This is a genomic window from Microcoleus sp. B4-C1 (assembly GCF_036705285.1).
Taxonomy (GTDB): domain Bacteria; phylum Cyanobacteriota; class Cyanobacteriia; order Cyanobacteriales; family Microcoleaceae; genus Microcoleus.
In genome coordinates, this window is the sequence record NZ_JAUBUC010000050.1 from 11,921 (window position 1) to 31,991 (window position 20,071).

Annotated in this window: 13 protein-coding genes and 1 pseudogene; 7 read left to right on the plus strand and 7 right to left on the minus strand. The window is 45.6% G+C overall.

Annotation, left to right across the window (positions count from 1 at the left end):
• Positions 1-29: 29 nt before the first annotated feature.
• From QUB26_RS19485 to QUB26_RS19505, 5 genes are all read right to left on the minus strand, one after another.
• On the minus strand, positions 30-1,535 hold the full coding sequence (locus QUB26_RS19485; protein WP_333319284.1) for a serine/threonine-protein kinase: 1,506 nt from the start codon (positions 1,533-1,535) through the stop codon (positions 30-32).
• 143 nt (positions 1,536-1,678) lie between these two features.
• The gene (locus tag QUB26_RS19490) at positions 1,679-2,986 is read right to left on the minus strand and encodes a serine/threonine-protein kinase (RefSeq protein WP_333319286.1); all 1,308 of its coding nucleotides are present in this window, start codon (positions 2,984-2,986) and stop codon (positions 1,679-1,681) included.
• A gap of 160 nt (positions 2,987-3,146) precedes the next feature.
• The gene (locus tag QUB26_RS19495; protein ID WP_333319288.1) at positions 3,147-3,695 is read right to left on the minus strand and encodes an inorganic pyrophosphatase; all 549 of its coding nucleotides are present in this window, start codon (positions 3,693-3,695) and stop codon (positions 3,147-3,149) included.
• A 454-nt stretch (positions 3,696-4,149) separates the two neighbouring features.
• Positions 4,150-7,332 carry a GAF domain-containing protein gene (locus tag QUB26_RS19500; RefSeq protein WP_333319291.1) on the minus strand — a complete coding sequence of 1,061 codons (3,183 nt, stop codon included), beginning with the start codon at positions 7,330-7,332 and terminating at the stop codon, positions 4,150-4,152.
• Between the two features lie 102 nt (positions 7,333-7,434).
• A complete protein-coding gene (locus QUB26_RS19505; protein ID WP_333319292.1) occupies positions 7,435-8,685 on the minus strand; it encodes a transposase in 1,251 nt (416 codons plus the stop codon).
• A gap of 176 nt (positions 8,686-8,861) precedes the next feature.
• Here QUB26_RS19505 and QUB26_RS19510 point away from each other — a divergent pair, with 176 nt between their 5' ends.
• Positions 8,862-9,053 (plus strand): hypothetical protein, encoded by a 192-nt coding sequence (locus tag QUB26_RS19510; protein WP_333319294.1) that lies wholly within the window; start codon positions 8,862-8,864, stop codon positions 9,051-9,053.
• A gap of 382 nt (positions 9,054-9,435) precedes the next feature.
• On the opposite strand, the gene recN is transcribed toward QUB26_RS19510, so the two are convergent.
• Positions 9,436-11,190, minus strand: a complete 1,755-nt coding sequence (recN, locus tag QUB26_RS19515) for a DNA repair protein RecN (RefSeq protein ID WP_333319312.1) — start codon at positions 11,188-11,190, stop codon at positions 9,436-9,438.
• 192 nt (positions 11,191-11,382) lie between these two features.
• Between recN and QUB26_RS19520 the strand changes: the two genes are divergently transcribed.
• Entirely contained in the window at positions 11,383-12,714 is a 1,332-nt protein-coding gene (locus QUB26_RS19520) for a TAXI family TRAP transporter solute-binding subunit (protein ID WP_333245015.1), read from the plus strand.
• A 135-nt stretch (positions 12,715-12,849) separates the two neighbouring features.
• Here the strand turns inward: QUB26_RS19520 and ruvB are convergent, their stop codons facing one another.
• Entirely contained in the window at positions 12,850-13,947 is a 1,098-nt protein-coding gene (gene ruvB / locus QUB26_RS19525; protein ID WP_333245018.1) for a Holliday junction branch migration DNA helicase RuvB, read from the minus strand.
• A 71-nt stretch (positions 13,948-14,018) separates the two neighbouring features.
• Here ruvB and QUB26_RS19530 point away from each other — a divergent pair, with 71 nt between their 5' ends.
• The 5 genes and pseudogenes from QUB26_RS19530 to QUB26_RS19550 all read left to right on the plus strand — a co-directional run.
• Positions 14,019-14,558, plus strand: coding sequence for a hypothetical protein (locus tag QUB26_RS19530; protein ID WP_333245023.1), 540 nt, complete (start codon positions 14,019-14,021; stop codon positions 14,556-14,558).
• 181 nt (positions 14,559-14,739) lie between these two features.
• Positions 14,740-15,588 carry an ABC transporter permease gene (locus tag QUB26_RS19535; protein ID WP_445299627.1) on the plus strand — a complete coding sequence of 283 codons (849 nt, stop codon included), beginning with the start codon at positions 14,740-14,742 and terminating at the stop codon, positions 15,586-15,588.
• A 260-nt stretch (positions 15,589-15,848) separates the two neighbouring features.
• The gene (locus QUB26_RS19540; protein WP_333319296.1) at positions 15,849-17,261 is read left to right on the plus strand and encodes an ABC transporter ATP-binding protein; all 1,413 of its coding nucleotides are present in this window, start codon (positions 15,849-15,851) and stop codon (positions 17,259-17,261) included.
• Positions 17,262-17,276: 15 nt separating this feature from the next.
• The gene (locus tag QUB26_RS19545) at positions 17,277-18,797 is read left to right on the plus strand and encodes a methyltransferase (RefSeq protein WP_333319298.1); all 1,521 of its coding nucleotides are present in this window, start codon (positions 17,277-17,279) and stop codon (positions 18,795-18,797) included.
• A 42-nt stretch (positions 18,798-18,839) separates the two neighbouring features.
• Positions 18,840-20,071 (plus strand): annotated as a pseudogene (locus QUB26_RS19550) (glycosyltransferase); the annotation flags it as partial.

Sequence of the window (20,071 nt, forward strand, 5' to 3'; positions counted from 1 at the left end):
AAAGCTTTGTTTGGGCGAGGGAGATATGTTCAGAACCATTTATTCTGTTTACCGTCTGTCAAAATTATTTTAATTTTCAAACCCAACCACTGGCTCAGTTCTGTTGCTAACCACTTGATTTCTGATTCACTTAGTCCCTCCTTCTCTCCTAACTGATATTTGTGGTTGCCTGCTTGAACTATCATCTGATAGACTTTCCCTAATCTCACTTCCGAGTGGCTCTCCTGCATAAGTAATGATGCCGCTTGATATAACTCTCTAGGGATTGAAAAAGCAAAAATCATAACTTTTATAACTTTTACACCAATACCGCTGTTTCTATATTCACGTTGTTGAATTTTCAACTGGCCAATCTCCTTCCTGGGAGATGGCTTGGCATGATTCCATCTCAACCCCAGTAGATGGCTGCTACAGGAGATTTGCTGGCGATCGATTCTGAGCCGCCTTTCCCTAAATAGTGCAAATATCAACTTTAGTCCTGCCATACATAACAAACTTCCTGATATTATTATAAAAAATTGGGGATTTATCTTTAACGCATCGCTCAACATATCCCTTGCTATAAATGAGACTGGACTCGCAGATACTACAGCCGAAAGCGTGGCAATTAAACCAAAACCGATGCCTGGTGGCGGAATTACAATTTCTATAAATTCCGATTTTTTTGTAAGTTTAATATCGCTGCCTTGTGGCTGCAGCACCACCATAGGATTTTTGTTGATCGGGCGGGGATTTTTAAGCCCTCGCCATGCTTCCCTAGCCGAAGATAACCGTTTGGACAAACTTGGTTCTGTCATCCACTCCAGCCAATCTATTAAATTAGGATTGAGCTGCGGTACCCGATCGGAAAATTGAATTTTCAAATCCTGCTGTGACAGTTCGGTGGGATGCAAACCCGTTACCAAATAAATTAAAGTTGCACCTAAACCGTAGAGGTCAGAAGCCGGAACCGAGCGCCCGCCAAATTGTTCCGGTGCCATATATCCGTAAGTTCCCACTACTGTAATTGTGCCGCCAAATTTTGCAGCTTGGTTTTGCACCGAACCGAAATCAACTAAATAAACTTGTCCAACCGAGTTACCTGATCTGCTATGCAGTAAAATATTGCTAGGTTTAATATCGCGGTGAATAACAGGCGGATTTTCCTCGTGCAAATAATTCAAAATTGCTAACAGCGATTTAGCTAATTCTTTCACTTCGCTTTCGCTAAAAGTACGCCCCGATCGCAAATGCTCTTGCAAAGTTTTTCCCTCTACATAAGTCTGTACCAGCGCAAAACTTTTACTGTTTAGTTCGTCAATTTCCAGGTAATCGAGGTAGCGCGGAATTGCTGGGTGAGAAAGTGCTTTTAAAGTTTCCGCTTCCCGTTCAAATAGCTTGAGGTCTTGCCATTCAAAATCGCTGCCGAGGAATAGCTGTTTGATGACGACTAATTCTTGAGTTTGTAAGTCACGAGCCAGCAGCGTTTGGCGACCAGTTTGTTTTCCTAGTTGTCGCTGCACTTCGTAGCGTTCTGCTAATATTTTGCTGGTCATATTTTTTTACATGAATTTGAGTGTGAGGGGAACGTCGGGGTTCAGAAACCGGGTTTTTTAGCGAGTCTGGCGGTTGTAACGTGGCTTTTCGTAAAAACCCGGTTTCTAGGAGTCGGAGTGCGTCCAGAACTGTAAATTTTAGATTAGAGTCCACTTTCTTTTTGATACCACCGGGCAATAGACTTGCTACTTGCCCCCATTGACAGTCCTGCAATTAGCGACGGTGGTAGCACGAAAATAATCTCCAAACTCAAATCGTTTAGCTTATTCCAACCCATTATCCGAAAGTAGACGATGCTTATCGAGGTACAGAGTACAATACTAATTGCAGTTAAAACCTGTCGGTGAAGTTTGGGATTAGTTAGGGGAAAAAACCACAAGCGGGTCACAATTCCTACGATTATTCCGTTCCCCAACCCCAGCAGCAAGCCCAGAAGAAGACCGATTAATCCTCCGAAAATTGTCGCCACTACCGGAAAAATAAATGTGCCGTAAATTGCTGCACAAGCTCCTACACCTAGAGTGCCCATCCAAGTGCTGCGCCCGATCGCATTCTTGAACAACCTAGAGGTATCTAGCGTTTTTCCCAGTCTCAATGTCTGGGAATATTTATTTATTTCCTGTGGTTTTTCTAGAACTTCTTTAGCTATTTGGACTGAGGCGGGACGGCATTCTAAACTGGGATGCGTCATCCACTTCAGCCAATTGGTAAAACCGGAACTCAGTTGGGTGAATTGCTCGAATTCGATTTGCAAATCTTGCTGTGGCAAATCGGCTGGATGCTGCTTGGTGATTAAGGCGATTAAGGTTGCTCCCAAGCTGTACAAGTCGGAAGCTGGAACTGCTCTCCCGCCAAATTGTTCGGGCGGCATATAGCCATAAGTTCCGACAACGGTGACGGTTTTCCCTTGTTGCGTTGCTAGGGTTTGAACTGCACCGAAATCGACTAGGTAAACTTCGCCGACGCTGTTTCCCGATCGATTTTTGAGTAAAATATTGCTGGGTTTAATGTCGCGGTGAATCACCGGGGGCTGTCGCTGGTGCAGGTAGGCGAGGATGTCTAATAATGCTGTGGCTAATTGTTTGACTTCTCTTTCGCTGAAGGTGCGGCCGTCTGAGAGATATTCTTGTAGGGATTTGGCTGCGATGTAAGTCTGAACTAGGGCGAATCCTTTGCGCTTGGGCGTGTCGATTTCAAAGGAGTCGAGATATCGGGGAATTGCGGGATGGGATAGGGATTTTAAGGTTTCGACTTCTCGCTGGAACAGTTTTAAGTCTTCCCAGTTAAAGTCGCTGCTGAAGGAGAGGAGTTTGACTACTACTTGCTGTTGGGTTTTTAAGTCGCGGGCGAGTAAGGTTTGCCTTCCTGCTTGCTTGCCGAGCCGCCGATCGCACTGATAGCGATCGGCTAATATTTCTTTTGACAAATCGCCGATGTTTTGTCCGCTCATCTTCTCTTGCCCTAGAACCGATTAAACCTAGTGTAGTTGACAAAAGTGCAATAATCGGAAATGTTTGGGCTAGGGCAAAAAAAATTTTATGTCAAATAGCAACCGCCTTTAAAAGCCAGCTTTCTCGCACAATCAAGAAGCGCCTGAGTTAAGCTGGAATTTAATTTTGGATTTGCTTGTAAATTGACTGCACTACGTCGAGCAGGCTCAAGACTTGCTGCCATTCGGGGGCATCGGGGTTGTAGCTTTTGGCGCGCTGAGCTTTCAAACTGTGGTGCAAGAGGGAAAGCAGCGCGTCTGGAGACTGTAAAGAATTGTCATCTTCATCTGCTGGGGTTTGGGCTGCATTTTCTTCGATGTCTTCTTTAATTTTTTGTGCTCGATCGGCGAGGGCTAAAGATCGGCCTGCCAGGTTTTCCGGCATTTTAGGCTGTTCGGACAAAGACGCGCTGGTTAGTTCTACCAATAGTTGACAGACTCGATCGACCCATTCGTGATCGTTTACTGAAAAGGAACCTGATTTGAACACTTGCCCGTCAGGTCTTTGTTGAATGGTTTGTACCTTCTGGATCAGAGGAATAGCCTTAACAGTGATATTTTCCGGGATTCTGGGGATATCTGACAGGGAGCTCCGAGCAATCTCCAGCAATAGTTGGTAAACCTGATCTACCCACTCAACATCTCCCGATTGCGAATTCCAATTATTCATAACTGACGCTAGTGGTTTTCTATATCTAAGACTAGAACATTGACTATCTGCGAAGGAAGCTCTTTTTAGGAGCCCCTAACGCTATTAAGACTTAGGCGGGCGGGGTAATAAACCCGGTTTTTGAGCGGATGTTTCGTCGCCTTTCTCCAAGATTTTTCTCAGAAACCGGGTAACGCTGCCGCCAGTCCTAACTATTTTTAAGCGCTTCAAATAATAGAAGTGCTAAGTTTGTTGCGGTAGGTAGTGCGAACGAAACAGGTAGGGGGAAACCCCGGCATCTCGCTTGCGAGTTCAAATCCGGTTATCTAACCATAATACCTGTTGGAGCTTATTTATAATTAACCTCAATAGGATATTAAGGTTAATTGGTGGTGGGATGGGAGGCGCACCCCCGATCGCGATCGCCCCCGCCCCGAACCTTGACGCTACCGCCCGCATTTGCTGTGGGCTACTGCTATTTTTCTGTGAGATTCCACACACCATCCCAGTTGAGTACGTCTGAAAACCCATGTTGAAATAACATACAGCGATCGACGTGCAATTTAGCTGCCTTGTTTTTCGGGTCAACTTCCAGAACGGCGTTAAATTCGCGTTCAGCGTCTTTAAAGGCTTGCTTGGCTTTTGGTTCTAAGGCTTTCTTAAACTCGCTCAGCAGTTTTTTCACTCGATCGAGTCCCAGGTTTTCAAATTCCTCATCTAACATTTCTGCAACTGTCTCGCAGGCTCGACTTTTAATTTTCGCCTGCAATAGCTGCCTGATCTCTCCTGGTTTCAACCGCTTGATTTGGGGATTTGATGGTTCTAAGATGTCTGCTTCCAACAGCTTTTTGACTTCGCCTTCTTGCAAGTATTTAATATCATCTGCTGATAGGGGCTTGATTTTTGCTTGCAGCAGCATTTTGGCTTCGTCTTCCGAGAGGTTTTTGATTCCTTCCAATTTCAGCAGTTGGATTTCTGGCTGCAACAGTACGATGAGTTTGTCTGCTTCCGACAGGTTTTTCGGGTCGTACTCTGACAGCTTTTTCAGTTGATATAACAGGTTCTTTAGTTCGTGTTCCAACTGTTGCTCTAGATTGTAGGACAGTTTCTTAATCTCTGCCTCTGGCATTTCGGCGACATCCTTTAAGATGTTTTTCACCTCACTTTCTGAGAGTCTTTGGCTGACTGGAGTTTTGTAATGTTCGCGCCCCTTGGTGTAATGTTCTATAATTTGTTGCTGTGTTTCGGTTAGTGACTTGCCCACTGGCGAGTATCCCTCGCGGATGCCGACGAGTTCGTAAACGATTACAGGTTCGCTTTTGCCTTTGACAGTAATAAAGTCGAGTTCTCGCACGTAGAGCCGATCGGCATAATCTCGGTAAGTATTGTCGCTGATAATCAAGTCGGTGCCGTACTGCTTGCTGGCGCCTTCTAAGCGAGAGGCGAGGTTTACACCGTCTCCGATCGAAGTCAATTCCATGCGTTTGCTACTACCGATGTTGCCGCTGACAACTTCATCGGAATGCACGCCCATACCAATGCCGATCGGCAATTCCCCATGTGCCACGCGATCTCGATTAAACTCAGCCAGTTTTTCCCGCATTTTCACCGCCGTTTGCATAGCGCACCAAGCATGATCCTCTAGGGGCGCTGGAGAGCCAAAAACTGCCATCAGAGCGTCACCGATGTATTTGTCGAGAGTCCCACCGTACTCGAATACGACATCTACCATCACTTCAAAATATTTATTCAGCATCACTACCACTTCTTCGGCTTGCAATTTTTCCGTAAGTGTGGTATAGCTGCGAATATCTGAGAACAGCACCGAAACGTTTTTGCGCTTACCGCCCAATCCTGTATCGCCTGAAGCTAACAAAGCTTCGGCTACTTCTGGCGTCATGTAACGGTACATCAAGTTTTTGATTTGCTTGGCGCTGCTAATATCTTCCATGACGACTAACGCGCCGTTTACCTTGTTGGGGTCGGTAGCGTCAGTCATTGAATTAATCGAGAGATTGATACTCTGCCCCTCTCCTTCCAAAGTAAGCAAAACTTGATCGGGGTAATACTGCTGGCGATCCTTATCGTCTTCGGGAGACAAAGACGCATCAAACCATTTGGCAAAATCGCCTTTTTCTAACTTAATTAACTCACGTAAAGATTGACCTTCGCCTAATTCTGCATCGCTGACACCCAGTAAGTTTTTGGCACTGGGATTTGTCGCTACTATATTGCCTTTTTTATCGGTAGAAATCACGCCGTTAGTCAAGGCGTGTAGCATATCTTTTTGTCTTTGTTCTTGCTGTTTGACTTCGGCAAACAGTTTGGCGTTTTGCAGCGCGACTCCTGCTTGGATGTTAAACGCCTTCATAAATTCCATGTCGTTGCGATTGAAACTCGCTTTCCACTGTTCCGGGGCGTGAGGCCAATCTTCCGGGTTGTAGGGGGGGAATTCTCCTTGTCGTTTTTTATTAACTAATTGGGTGACGCCAATCAATTTTTTGTCCGAGTTAAATACGGGCATACAAAGCATACTGCAAGTGCGGTAGCCCGACTTTTGATCTACTTCTTTGGAAGTGGCGGCGCGGGGGTCGTCGTACACGTCAAAGGGAATCAGCAGCGGTTCGCTAGATTGGGCGACGATGCCTGCAAAACCTGCGGTTCTGGGTATGCGAATTTCTTTCAGGTTGCCGCCCATCGGGATTTTAGTCCACAGTTCGTCTTTCTCTTCGTCGATCAGCCACAGGGTGCTGCGATCGGCGTTCATGAGTTCTTGGGCTTGATCCATCACCCTTTTTAGGGTATCTTCTAAGTCTAAACTGCTCTGAGAAAGAGCGTTGACGGCATTCATCAGCGCCGTTGCTGCTCGTTGTCTCTGAGTTGCTGCGTAGAAAGATTTGGAAGATTCTAGAATTAGGCGAATCGAGGGAGCAAATTCTTTAAAAACTTGTTCGTCTTCTTTAGTAAATCCGTGCCTGTCTATTTGTTCGTCTAAAGTCGGGTATTTTTCGTGGTTTGGTCTTAGTTTATTAATCAGTTGAACAACTGCTACTAACTCTTTTGTATCTTCATTAATCAGGGGCATTGCCAGCATTGTATAAGTGCGGTAGCCCGTTTTTTCATCAGTTTTTTTGGCGTTAGCCGATCGTTCGTCGTTGTAAAAATCGTAAGGGATATTAACCACTTTTTGGAACGTGGCTACTTCTCCTGCAATGCCCACGTGGGCCGGAACTCGGATTTCTAGGTTTTTGCCATTTTCGTCTTTAGCGACGATCGCCCAGAGTTCATTTTTTTCGTCGTCTAATAAAAATATCGTGCTGCGATCGGCATTCAGCAATTCCCCTGTTTTGAGGGTAATCGACTGCAACATCTCGTTGAGGATGGCATCAAATCCCTCGCTCTCCAGGATATTGTCGAGCATTCCCAGGGTTTGATTGACAACCTTCAGTTTGTCTTCTACTTCCTTAACTACTACTGTGAAACTTTGCTTATTTAGAAGGTCGAGAATGCCAGAGAGGTTTCCTTGGCGCGGGATAATTGCACTGCTCCTAATTTCCGGGGGAGAATAATGTTCCTGATGATGATTTTCACCGCCGACAACAGCGACATCAATCACGTTGTCCAGAGAAGAGTAATTGGTGGAAGATGCAGATTTCATAGACCTTTACAGAAGCTTAAGTGTAAGGGTTAGTCTCTAAGCTAAGAGAGCCGGGAAGTTGATTATTGATACTCCCCACTGATGAATCAGGGGGATTCTTGACTAAGACCATAAAGGGACTTTCAAAGGCGTTATCAATGCGCCTCTACTGACTTCTTTGAGACAAAGCCCCAAAGTTGCCGCTACTTTTCTACCGATATTGCCTGCCCCATTGCAATCAGCATTAATCAACAAACCTTCCAGAGTACGGTACAATCCGCGCTTAATTCTTTGACCGCAAGGTTGCCACCCTTCTGGTTTTTCGCAGAATTTAGGTAGCAAATCAAGATCGATAAAGGAAGCCTTCGACGTATACGACTCTTCGGTTTCCACAAACCGAATCCCGTACTGCTCGCATAACTGAGCAATACGGGATTTTAGCCTGCCAGTTGGAATCTGAACAAAATTTTGATTAGTTTTATTTCCTAAACTAATACCATTTTTCATTCCAGCATTCCAGCCCAATACTACAGTACCAATTTTATTGAGCAAGCAATGATTTATTACTTTTCGAGCTGCTTTGTTGACAGCATCCCGCATGGTGCGATTGCGATTCTCAGTTAAACCCTCCAATCGTTTTGACCAGTAACCATTCGCTTTCCCTGACATCAAAAACGCAACACGCTTGTTATATCCTTGATTGATGGACTTCAGATGTCGTCCGTCAATTATTAAGCTAGTCCCCACATTGCTGATACAAGTCAACCAATTGTTCATCCCGTGGTCTATCATCAAGACCTTGGATTGGTCTACCTCTACTTGGACATCTTTCAGTTGGTAAATCAACTCTAAATAGAAGGCACCGTTTCGAGGTATAATCCTATATTCTCTGATTGCTTTGTAGTGGAGATTGGTAGGCCGAGGAAGATAGAAAGCATCCAAGCCGAACCAAGTTTTAACCTTGCTGCCCAATGGGAATCTCAGTAGTCCATCCTTAAGCCGGACAGAGCGACCTGTATAAGTCACTAAAGCTAGACCGCCTTGTCGATAATTCGGTAATCTAGGTCTTTGGGTTACAGTGCCTTTGCCAATTCCTCTCAGTAGTCCAATGTAGGATTTAAAAGACTCAGCGACGGTAGTTAAAATCTGTTGCGCGGTATCCGAATAAAATGCTTTGTAATGCAAGTTCTGGTTTTCTGTACCAAGCACTTTGTGCAACTGGGCCCTACTCGGTATCTTGCCTGTCTTGAAGTACATTTGGCGAGCATAATATATTCCGCAGTTCGTCAACTTTGACGACTCGCTACAAAGGAATTCTAGAATTGCTTTTAAGTCTGTATTGGGACTTATTAGATTTTGTTGGCATCCAAACATATTCTCTTTCCTCCTTGTTAAATTATACTATCATAGTAGGATTTCATCCTGTCAAAAATAAACACTATAATTCTGTTTATGTTCATGATTTGACCCCTGCTGTAGATAGATCTACAGCAGGGGTCAAATCTGTCGTAGCCTATCTTCTGCTATGAAGGAATTAATTGAGGATAAAGATGTTAGGCGACGGTCGTCGCTGCCGCTTTCCTCCCCATGTCGGTAGCCCGGGGCTTCTCGCTCGTTTTTTGGTGAAAGTATTTCCCAGTTTACAGAACTCCGGCCACAAGACGAGGGAAATTCAGTTTGCCTTGCTGCCCAAGGGAGGGTGGGCGAGTAACGAGGCTGTGGGAATGCTGCAATCTTTTTAGAGAGCGCGAATCTTGTTTAAAGGGTTTATTAACTGATTTTGACATTGTGCGTACCTGGTTTAACTATGTTCTGCCGAGCTTTGAGCCGATCGCCCCCAGTAACATGAATGCGTACTGGCGGGAGGACTGCTGAAAGAGGGGTGGCCTTGTGGGACTAGCCGCAATTGTGACACTACCAGTTGCTAGTGATGTGTGCCCTTCTCTACACAATTGTGGTTTTTAACTAGAATTTCTCTCTATTTTGCTGCTCTTAGCTTTCATCCCACTAAATTCACAGGGTTTTGAGCTTTTTTTTGTAAAATTTGCAGTTGATATTTTTAGTGTAACCTCCGACTCTGAAAAAACTCCGCCTTTTAACCCCCCGATCGGCTCAAGTGTGTCATCAGGGTTTGGCAGACTGAGTTTGGCGCAATCCGGCGGCTTCGACAAGCAGGGATTCGGCGAAGGCGATGGCTTCTGTTGCTGAGCGGCCGCTGGCGAGTTGGGCGAGTTCTTCTCGTCGCTGCTCACTGTTGAGGGCGGCAACTCTCACTACTGTGCGTTCCATTGGTTCCGAGTCGGCTGCGGGTTCGCCGATACTTGGTTCTGCTTCGATCGTCTGTTTGTTGACGCGAAAATGAAAATCAGCCATCGCGGCGATCAGTGGCTGGTGGGTGACGCAGAGAACTTGGTGTTTGTCGGAAAGTTGGTAGAGTTTTTTGGCGATCGCCCCAGCGACTCTCCCGGAGACTCCGGCGTCGATTTCGTCAAAAATCAGCGTACCGGCGCTTTCTATTTGGGAAAAACAGGCTTTGATGGCAAGTAGAAAGCGGCTCATTTCTCCCCCAGAGGCGATCGCGCCCAGAGGTTGCAAAGGTTCGCCCGGATTGGGGCTGAAACAAAAGGCGATTTGGTCGGCACCGGTAGCGGTTGGGGTACAAGGCGAGATTTCGACTTGAAATTGCACTTTTTCCATTGCTAACGGCTTAAGTTCTCCTACGAGGTGCGTTTCTAGTTTGAGGGCTGCTTCGCGTCGCAGGGTGGTGAGGTGGCTGCAAGCGTCTTTTAATTGCTCTAAAGCGGTCTGATATGCGAGTTCTAAGGCTTCCATTGACTCGCCTCCTTCTAAAAGTTCGTTCAGTTCGTTTTGGATGCTTTGGTAGTAGGCGATCGCTTCTTTGAGCGGCCCGTATTTGCGACAAATTTGTTTGAGTTCGCGAATCCGATCTTCTACTTCTTCGAGTCTTTCGGGATCTGCTTCTAATTGTTCGCCGTAGCTGCTAATTTGCCGACTGGCTTCTGTGGCTTGAGCTAAAGCATCGCTGACCATTTCTAGGATTGGTTGCAACTGCACATCGTAAACCGCCATGTCGCTTAAAATTCCTTCGGCTTTGCTCAACAAGTCGGCGGCTGATGCGCTGTCGCCCTCGTTTTGGTACAGGGCTTGGTGGACTTGGTAACTTTGCTGCTGCAATTCGACGACGTGGCTCAGCCGGATTGATTCGTGTTCTAGCTGTTCGAGTTCGTCGGCGTCTTCGATGTGGGCTTCGCCGAGTTCTCGGACTTGGTATTCTAACAAATCAAGTCTTTGCAGTCGCTGCTGTTCCGACTGACGCCTGCGTTTGAGGGCGGTTTTGGCGCTGTTGGCTGCCAGCCACGCGGAGGTGATGCTCGATCGCGCTTCAGTGAGCTTTTTGCCGCCGTATAAATCCAGCCATTCTCGCTGGAGGGTTTCTTGTCCGAGGTGGACGGTTTGGCCTTGGGCGGTAATTTCGACCAGCCGATCGCGCAGTTGATCCATTAACTGGCGGTTGACGAGAATTCCGTTCAAGCGCGATCGGCTACGCAGAGCACCGCTTGATGCGTTAATTTCCCGGCTGCAAACGGCTAAATTTCCGTCTATGGGTTCGATTTCTTGCTCGCCCAGCCATCTTGCGGAAGCTTTGTCCAATTCAAAGGTAGCTTCCAATATTGCCCGCGTTGCTCCGGTGCGAATCGATCGGCGATCGACTTTCCCGCCCAACACTGCATCGATCGCATCTAAGATAATCGATTTACCAGCGCCGGTTTCCCCTGTAAATACGTTCAAACTCGGGCCAAATTCTAGATCCAGGCAGTCAATTAAGGCAAAGTTTTCTATTCTGAGGGATATTAACATGGAAGATGGGGAATTGGGAATTGGGAATTGGGAATTGGGAATTGGGAATTGGGAATTGGGCATCGGGCATCGGGCATCGGGCATCGGGCATTGGCTCCTCCACTATCGGGTGCGTCGAATTTCCAGAGTCCAATTTTCATTTTGATCGAGAATACTTTTGATTTTGCCACGTTCTATGGAGTCTCAACATTAATGCAAAATAAATTTCTGGTTCCCATTGCTCTATTAAGTGTTGTCTTGATTGGAGCTTTTGGGTGGAATCTGCACCAAGACAAGCAGCGAGTCCATGAATTAACCCTGGCGACTGGAGCGAAAAGCGGGAATTATTATCCTTTCGGGCAGGCAATTGCTGAGGTAATTACGAAACAAAATCCGCGTCTGCGAATTCGAGTTATTGAGAGTCAAGGTGCTGAGGAAAATATGCGCTGGCTGGAGGCAAATGAGGTGCAGTTAGCGATCGTGCAGAACAATACAGAGGCGGTGCCTTCGGCGAGGGTAGTCGCTGCTTTGTTTAATGAGGTTTTTCACTTAATTGTTTCGGAAAAGTCTGGTATTCAAAATGTTGCTGATTTGCAGGGAAAAAATATTGCGCTGATGGCTGAAGGCAGCGGTTCTTATACTTCTTTTTGGTTAGTCAGCCGACATTACGGTTTGAAAGAAAGCGATTTTAAGTTTACTGCTGGCTCTTGGGATGACGCTACTAAGTTGTTTGCTAGCGGCGAGGTTGATGCTATTTTTAGGGTGCTACCTCCGGGGAGCAATGTTGTTAGCGATTTGTTGCAAAATACCCGTGGCAAGTTGGTGCCGATTGACCAAGGATCTGCGATGAGAATTAAAGTACCTTATCTGGAAGCTGATGTGATTCCCAAGGGTACTTACAAGGCAGAGCCTGCAGTTCCCGATGCGGATTTACCCAGCGTTGGAGTGCAGGCTAATCTGCTGGCTGGGGAGGATCTAGATCCGATAATTGTCAAGGAAATTACGCGAATTTTGTTCGAGCACCGCCGCAACTTGGTAGCTGCTAATTCCCTGGGAGCTATGATTAGTCAGCCGGGAGGCAGCGGGAGTTTGTCTTTGCCCGTTCATGAGGGAGCTCAGGCTTATTACGATCGCGAAAAGCCGGATTTTGTTGCTGCTAATTCTGATGCTATTGGCTTGTTTTTGTCCATCGGCACTCTTTTGGCTTCTTGGCTTTGGCAGTTGCGATCGCGCTTGTTGGAGAAACAAAAAAATCGAGCTGATAAATTTAATTTGGCTATTTTAAGTTTGATCCAACAAATTCGCCAAGCGAAAGCTTTGGAAGAAATCGATCGGTTGCAGGCAGAGTTATTTAATATTTTTAATCAAGTGATTGTGGACTTGGATGAAGATCGGATTGATTCTGAATCTTTTCAAGGTTTTACTTTTACTTGGGAAACTGCGATTAAGATTGCAAGCGAGCGAGAAAAAATGCTGCGGAATGTGCAGTTTGTTTCCAATGGTTTAGAATCTGATGCCACTCTTATCAAAGAGCGGGAGATTTAATTTCTATTCCTCGTTGGCACTTGGGCTTGAGTGCCGGGAGGTTAGTAGTTGCGCTCTTTGCGCCCCAAAGTTTGTAGTTGAGTTCAACTCCTAAAGCGCAACTACAAACTGAATGGCTGCGTAATTCAGCAATTTCTACTCCTTTGAGCCGACGAAGCCTAAGTGTTTCCAAGCAGCGGCTGTGGCAATTCTGCCCCGACTTGTGCGCTGCAAAAATCCGATTTGCATTAAGTACGGTTCGTACACATCCTCAATTGTTTGAGTGTCTTCTCCTGTGGATGCTGCGAGAGTTTCTAAACCAACCGGGCCGCCGTTAAAGTTTTCGATCATTGCTGTCAAAAGGCATCGATCAGTCCAATCCAAACCTAGCGGATCGACGTTGAACAATTCGAGGGCCACTGAGGCAACTTCGGCATCAATTGGCTTTAAATTTTTGACTTCGCTGTAGTCCCTAACTCGCCGCAGCAAGCGGTTAGCGATCCGGGGGGTTCCGCGAGCTCGGCGGGCAATTTCTGTGGCTCCTTCTGGGGTGATTTGAGTGTCGAGAACTTGGGCGCTTCTTTGGACAATTAGACTAAGTTCGTCTATTTCGTAGTAGCGCAATCTTTGAATCAAGCCGAAGCGATCGCGCAATGGAGATGTCAGCGATCCGACTTTTGTGGTTGCTCCTACTAAGGTAAAGGGTTTCAGGGGAATGCTGCGGATTTTGGCGCTTTTGCCTTGCCCGATCGTAATATCTAACCGACAGTCTTCCATCGCCGGATAGAGGATTTCTTCTGTAACTTTAGATAAGCGGTGAATTTCGTCGATAAACAGCACGTCGCCTGCTTTGAGGTTAATCAGCAATCCGACAATATCTCGCGGTTTTTCTAAGGCTGGGGCGGTGGTGATTTTGCATTCAACTTCCATTTCTGCTGCTAGAATTAGCGACATTGTGGTTTTTCCCAACCCTGGAGGCCCGTAGAGTAACAGGTGATCCATAGGTTCGCCGCGAGATTTGGCTGCTGCAATTGCGATCGCCAAAACTTCTCTTAAGTCTTTTTGCCCGATGTATTCAGCTAGCCGTTGGGGTCGAATTTTGTCGTCTTGTTTGCTGTTAATTTCGTCGGGTAGTTCTTGCGATTCTAGCAATGATTCCGCCTGGGGTTTGGCGGCTTTTTTGCGACGGGCCGGGGCTATGTCTTCGGGTAGATTTGGGTCGGGGGGCTGTTGTTTGGAGGAGATAATAGCCATATTTATTTGCGATCGGGCAGCGGGAAGTGTTTACAATTGTTAGCAGAATCTTTAAAATTATTGAGTTCGTTATGAGTATTCCATCTTCTTTATTAGCATCGGAAAGCATAACTTTTGAGGGGGCGATCGAGCTAACTCAATCTTTACTGTCGTTCATTGAGTCCGATAGACTTTTACAAGCCGACATCGAGCAAGCTGTGGCTTCTCTGGTGAAAACACAGAACGGTGCTAGGGGGTTTTTTGTCACCTATCTAACGGACGATCGACCGGAGGCAGATCACCCGTCACCCGGAGTAGTCGAGGCGCTGCGATCGGCTCCTGAGATCGTAGCAGAACTGCTGGTGAAAAATTTGGCGATGTCGGCGGCAATGGTTGTACATCATTCGCGCCAGCAAAAAGAGGAAATGGCGGCCGATTCTGCTAGAGTGCAGGAGCGATCGCGCAATTTAATTCAAATGCTGCAAATGGCAGCGTGTCAAACTATAGCGTCGCAAATGCTAGAAAGTTTGCACAGTGCCAACGGCGAGTATGAAAAATTTTTCCGGCGGTGGGGCTACGACGACGAGCAAAAACGGGCGATCGGTTCGGCAGTGCGATCGGCGATCGGCTAAGATAACCTCCGAAGGAAGGGGAAAGAAGAAAGAAGGAAGAAGCCCAAGCCAGGGTGGCAGATCCTTGATCAAAACGACGGGGCTGTGGAATAATTGCGGTTTAGCAAAAGCTGCACAGTTGTAGCTTGAGTTGATTTAGGTGTGAAGGTAGTGAACGAGGGCGAAAAAATTGCAGAGAACTGTGAAAGAAGTTGCCCAAAAAGCCCGAAGGGTGGGCGGCAGGCTGCCCGCAAGTAGGCAGCGGTGGGCGAAGCTGAATCTGCTGGCAACATTGGTGCGCCGGGACTTGGAAGCTCAATACAAAGGCTCGATTCTGGGCAATTTTTGGCCGCTGCTGAATCAGCTATCGCAATTGGTGATTTACACTTATGTATTCTCGATCGTCCTCAAGGTAAAGCTCAGCCTCGCAGGCTTCCCAGAAAACAGCGACATTACATTTGGAGTCTGGTTGTTTGCAGGTTTGCTGCCTTGGACTGCCTTCACCAGCGGTTTGATCAAGTCGGGAGTCTCCGTGGTGGGGCAGCCGAATTTAGTGAAAAAAGTGGTATTTCCTCTCGGTTTGCTGCCCCTAGTGCCGATTTTTACAGCTTTTATTGAAAGTTCTCTGGGTTTAGCAGCTTTGATTGTGATAGTTGCAGTGTCGTCGCAAAAGCTCAACGCTACTTTATGTTTACTGCCGTTGGTGTGGGTGCCTCAGTTGCTGATAACTGCTGGTTTGGGATATTTGACAGCCGGCTTGACTGTATTTTTGCGAGACATTCCTCAGACATTAGGTGTTATTCTAAATTTTTGGTTTTATTTGACGCCGATCGTCTACCCAGCATCAATCATCCCCCAAGAGTGGCGAGGGTGGGTATTTTGGCTAAATCCAATGGCCGCCATCTCGGAGGTTTATCGAGACCTCATACTGCTTGGAGAAGTTAAGCATTGGGGCGAATGGGGTGTCGCCACGCTAATTTCTGCTGCTATATTTTGTGGGGGTTGGGCGGTTTACCGGCGTTTGCGTCCCGCTTTTGCTGACGTGCTGTAAATTTGTTTGAGATATGCTGTAAATTTGTTTGAGATATACAGCATATTCTATGTATATGTAGTAAACACAATTTTCTAGCCCGTGTAAGGTGCGTCGCCAACCGTCAATCTGCAAGTTTTATCCAATATCTCGCAGATCCGCACCCGGAGGATTAACAGCACACAATATAGCTGCTAATGTACTTTATGAACCACCGAATATGCTGTAAAGTCAATCTAAAATCTAAAATCTAAAATCTAAAATCTAAAATCTAAAATCGGATGACAGAAAATGTAATTTCACTAAAAAATGTTTCCAAATGCTTTAAGCGGTACGATCGTCCAGGAGACCGCTTAAAGGAAATTATTTACCCCAGCAAAAAACTGGCTGACGAATTTTGGGCCCTACACGACATCAATCTGGAAATTCCTCAAGGACAAACTCTAGGAATTGTCGGTCGCAACGGTTCAGGAAAAAGCACTCTCCTGCAAATAATTGTGGGGACGCTCACACCTACCACAGGAAGCGTCGATGTTAAAGGCCGAGTCTCCGCTTTGTTGGAACTCGGAAGCGGGTTTAACCCGGAATTTACCGGGCGACAAAATGTGTTTTTTAACGCTCAGTTACTGGGATTCAATCAAAAAGAAACTGAAGAAAAGTTTGACGATATAGCTGCTTTTGCTGATATTGGCGATTTCATCGAACAGCCAGTCAAGACTTATTCTAGCGGTATGTTTGTCAGGCTAGCTTTTGCCGTTGCGACTAGCGTCGAGCCAGATATTTTGGTGGTTGACGAGGCGCTTTCGGTGGGCGACGAAGCTTTTCAACGCAAGTGTTTTGCCCGCTTGCAAAGCATTCAGGAAGGTGGCGGAACAATTTTATTTGTTTCTCACGCAGCTACTTCTGTGGTGCAACTTTGTACGTCGGCGATTTTAATGGATAGCGGTGAATTGCTGCTCGCTCACACGCCGAAGGTGGTAATTTCTAAGTATCAAAAGCTGATTTATGCCGATCCGGATCAGGTTTTGGGGTTGAAGTCAGATATTCGAGCTCTGAACCAACTGACAAAACAGGAAAGTCAAGACAACCTTCAGGAGGCTAATTTAGAAAGCACAAAGAGGGAAGTTAAACCGGAGCAACATCTCTCAAAACCGCAGGAATATTACGATGAATTTTACGATCCGGGGATGATACCGTCGAATACGGTAAGGTATCCGTCTCGTGGAGCGGAAATTATCAACCCCCACATCGAGACGCTGAAGGGAAATGTGGTAAATCACTTGCTCGGTCGTCAAGATTATATTTATACTTACTCTGTCACTTTTTCGCGGTCAACTTCCAAAGTTAGGTTTGGAATGTTGATTAAAACAATTAGTGGTTTTGAGTTGGCGGGTGCTTCTTTGAAGGCTTCTACTCAGTCAGTTAGGTATGTGGAAGCGGGAACGACAATTGTAGTGAAGTTTCAGTTTAAATGTTTGCTGAATCCGGGTGTTTATTTTCTGAATGCTGGGGTTGTGGGAACGGTAGATGGAGATTTAACTTATCTGGATCGCTGTGTTGATGTGGCGATGTTTAGAGTTCAGTCTTGTACTGAGTCCTGCGGTAACGGCATCGTTGACTTGCTGATCGAACCGTGTTTAACTGTTGTTAATGCTGATACTCTAGTGAAAGAGCAGTCAACAGAGGTTATCTAAAATTCTGTAAAAAAAATGAGCGATATCAATTTAGATTTAGTCGAAAATCCCGTAATCAAAGCATTTATTCAAGATCAAACTAAGTTTCCCGAAAATTTTAAACTGAATATCTGCGAAGACGATGAAATGTATTTGTTCAGCTTGAACAACGTCAAAGACGATCGCGATCGGGCTTTGGTGCGCTATTATTCGATCGGGCGTCGCATCTTGGATACGGTTAAACAAGTTGTGGAATGGCATTTTGGCAGTTTTGAAAATGTACCTTCTTTTCTAGATTTTGCCTGCGGTTACGGTCGATTTACCAGGTTTTTGATTCAGGAAATACCGCCGGAACGAATTTGGGTTTCTGATATTTATGCTAACGCGGTTAAGTTTCAAACTGAATACTTGGGCGTCAACGGTATTGTCTCAACTGGAAAACCCGAAAATTATTTAATTGACCGCAAGTTTGACTGCATTCTGGCTAATTCTTTTTTCAGCCATATGCCGGAAAGAACTTTTACAAGTTGGTTGCAAAATTTGTACGATTTGTTGACTCCTAACGGCATTTTGATGTTCAGCGTTCACGATGAGTGTTTGCGCCTAGCCAATATAGAAATGCCGGCTAATGGTATTTTGTTTAGTGCTCAAAGCGAAAGCCAGTCTTTAGATAAGGAGGAATATGGCACAACTTATGTAACTGAAAAGTTTGTGAGAGAATGTGTCGAGAGAGTTAGCGGTGGCAAAGCTTTTGTTCACCGCATCAAAAAAGGTATATGCAGATTTCAGGATTTGTATGTTGTCACAAATGAGCTAGTTAGAGATTTTTCGGAGTTGAATTTCAATCACCACCCAGAAGGATATATTGATGTTGCTGCTTTTACGAATAAGGAGAATTTGTATCTGGAAGGATGGGTAGCTGATGTGAATCTCAACGGTCGAGTTGAGGATCTGCAAGTGCTGGTAAACGGGGAGGTTGTACAGAGGTGCGAGCCTTTTTACGATCGCCCGGATGTGGCTGGATATTTTGAAACTGATGGGGCTCTGCAGTCGGGTTGGAGCTGTTATTTACCCAAAAACACTGTAGGGTTGCAGGATGTGTTAATAGTCAAAGCAATCAACAACTATGGTTGGGAATGGATTCTGGAAACTTGCACTGTAAAATCGCTGATTAACCAAAGACAATCGCAGTCTTTATTGGGTTCTACTCAAACAAAACTTCAATTACTTGAGACTCAGTTAGAGTCGGCTAGGATTGAATGGGATCAAAATCAAAGTAAGTTAATGATTACTGAAACAAAGTTGGAAGAATCTCAAACAAATTTGCAAGAAACTCAAAGTCAATTAGTTGCAGCTCAAATGCAATTGGAGCAAACTCAACATCAGTTAGTATCTGTGCAAACGCAGTTGGAAAAAACCGAAAATCAGCTAATTAATCTGAAGCAAGAACTAGAGCAAGCGAAGTGTAGGGTTTTGGCAATGGAAAGCAGCAAGTTCTGGAAGCTCAGAAGCGCGTGGTTTCAAGTCAGGCGCTCCCTGGGCTTAGCGGGAGATTAGTGAGTAAATTGGGTGTGGGTATTAGGGCGAGGGAGATAAATTGTGAGTACAAATGACAGCAAACCGTCGGTTTTTATTGTTACCGGAATGCACCGTTCCGGTACGTCTTTAACAGCTTCTTTGTTTCAGAAAGTTGGGGTTGATATTGGCAAAAAGTTAGTGGGCCCGGCCGACGGAAATGTGAAAGGTCATTTCGAGAATGTTGATTTTGTGGAGTTCCACAAAAGTGTTTTACGATCGCACGGTATTGATGAACTCGGCTGTACGTTTGAAAAAACGATTCCGGTAGCACCAGAATACGTCGAAATCGCCAAAAGGGCGATCGACCAAAATCAACTTCCTCACAAACATTGGGGTTGGAAAGACCCGCGAACAGCCCTTTTTTGGGATTTTTGGCTGAATTTGCTCCCCGAAGCTAATTTTATCTGTGTTTATCGATCGCCCTGGGAAGTAGTCGATTCCCTTTACCGCCGGGGAACCGATGTCAGCTTGCTGCAAAATCCCGAAATGGCAGTAAAAATGTGGATTCACTACAATCAAAAAGTTTTAGAACTTTACGAACGTTTCCCCCATCGCTGTCTCCTAGCCAACGTTTACCCCATCGGCAACACTCCTGAACTTTTCCTCGATCGAGTTAACGAAAAATTTAATGTTAACTTAGGTGCGATACCGGCCGACAATTTTGAAGAATCTTTATTAGTCAACGATATTGTCAAAAGTCACAGACCGAGTTTAATAGAAAAATATTTTCCCGAAGCCTTAGAACTATATCAACTTTTGGAAACCCAAGCTGGCAATCTCAGCAGCGAATCGAAAGGTGCGATCGATCGAGTTATTCATTTCCCAGCCTCTCCAGTCTGGCCATTTGAAGATTGGCTAAAAATCCGCTTGCTGGAAAAACAGCAAAAAACCAGCTATTCCGAACTCAAACAGTGGCAAGAACAATTTCACCAGGCCCAGGCGAAAGTGTTGGGATTAGAGACAGAATTAGGATCAACTCAAGTACAGCTTGCAGGCAAAGAATCAAATTTTCAAGAAGCTTTAGCAAAACTCCTCGGATTAGAAACAGAATTAGGACAAACTCAGGTACAGCTTGCAGGCAAAGAATCGCAATTTCAAGAAGCTTTAACAAAAGTCTTAAAATTAGAAGCAGACTTAGGGGAAACTCAGGTACAGCTTGCAGGCAAAGAATCGCAATTTCAAGAAGCTTTAGCAAAACTCCTCGGATTAGAAACAGAATTAGGACAAACTCAGGTACAGCTTGCAGGCAAAGA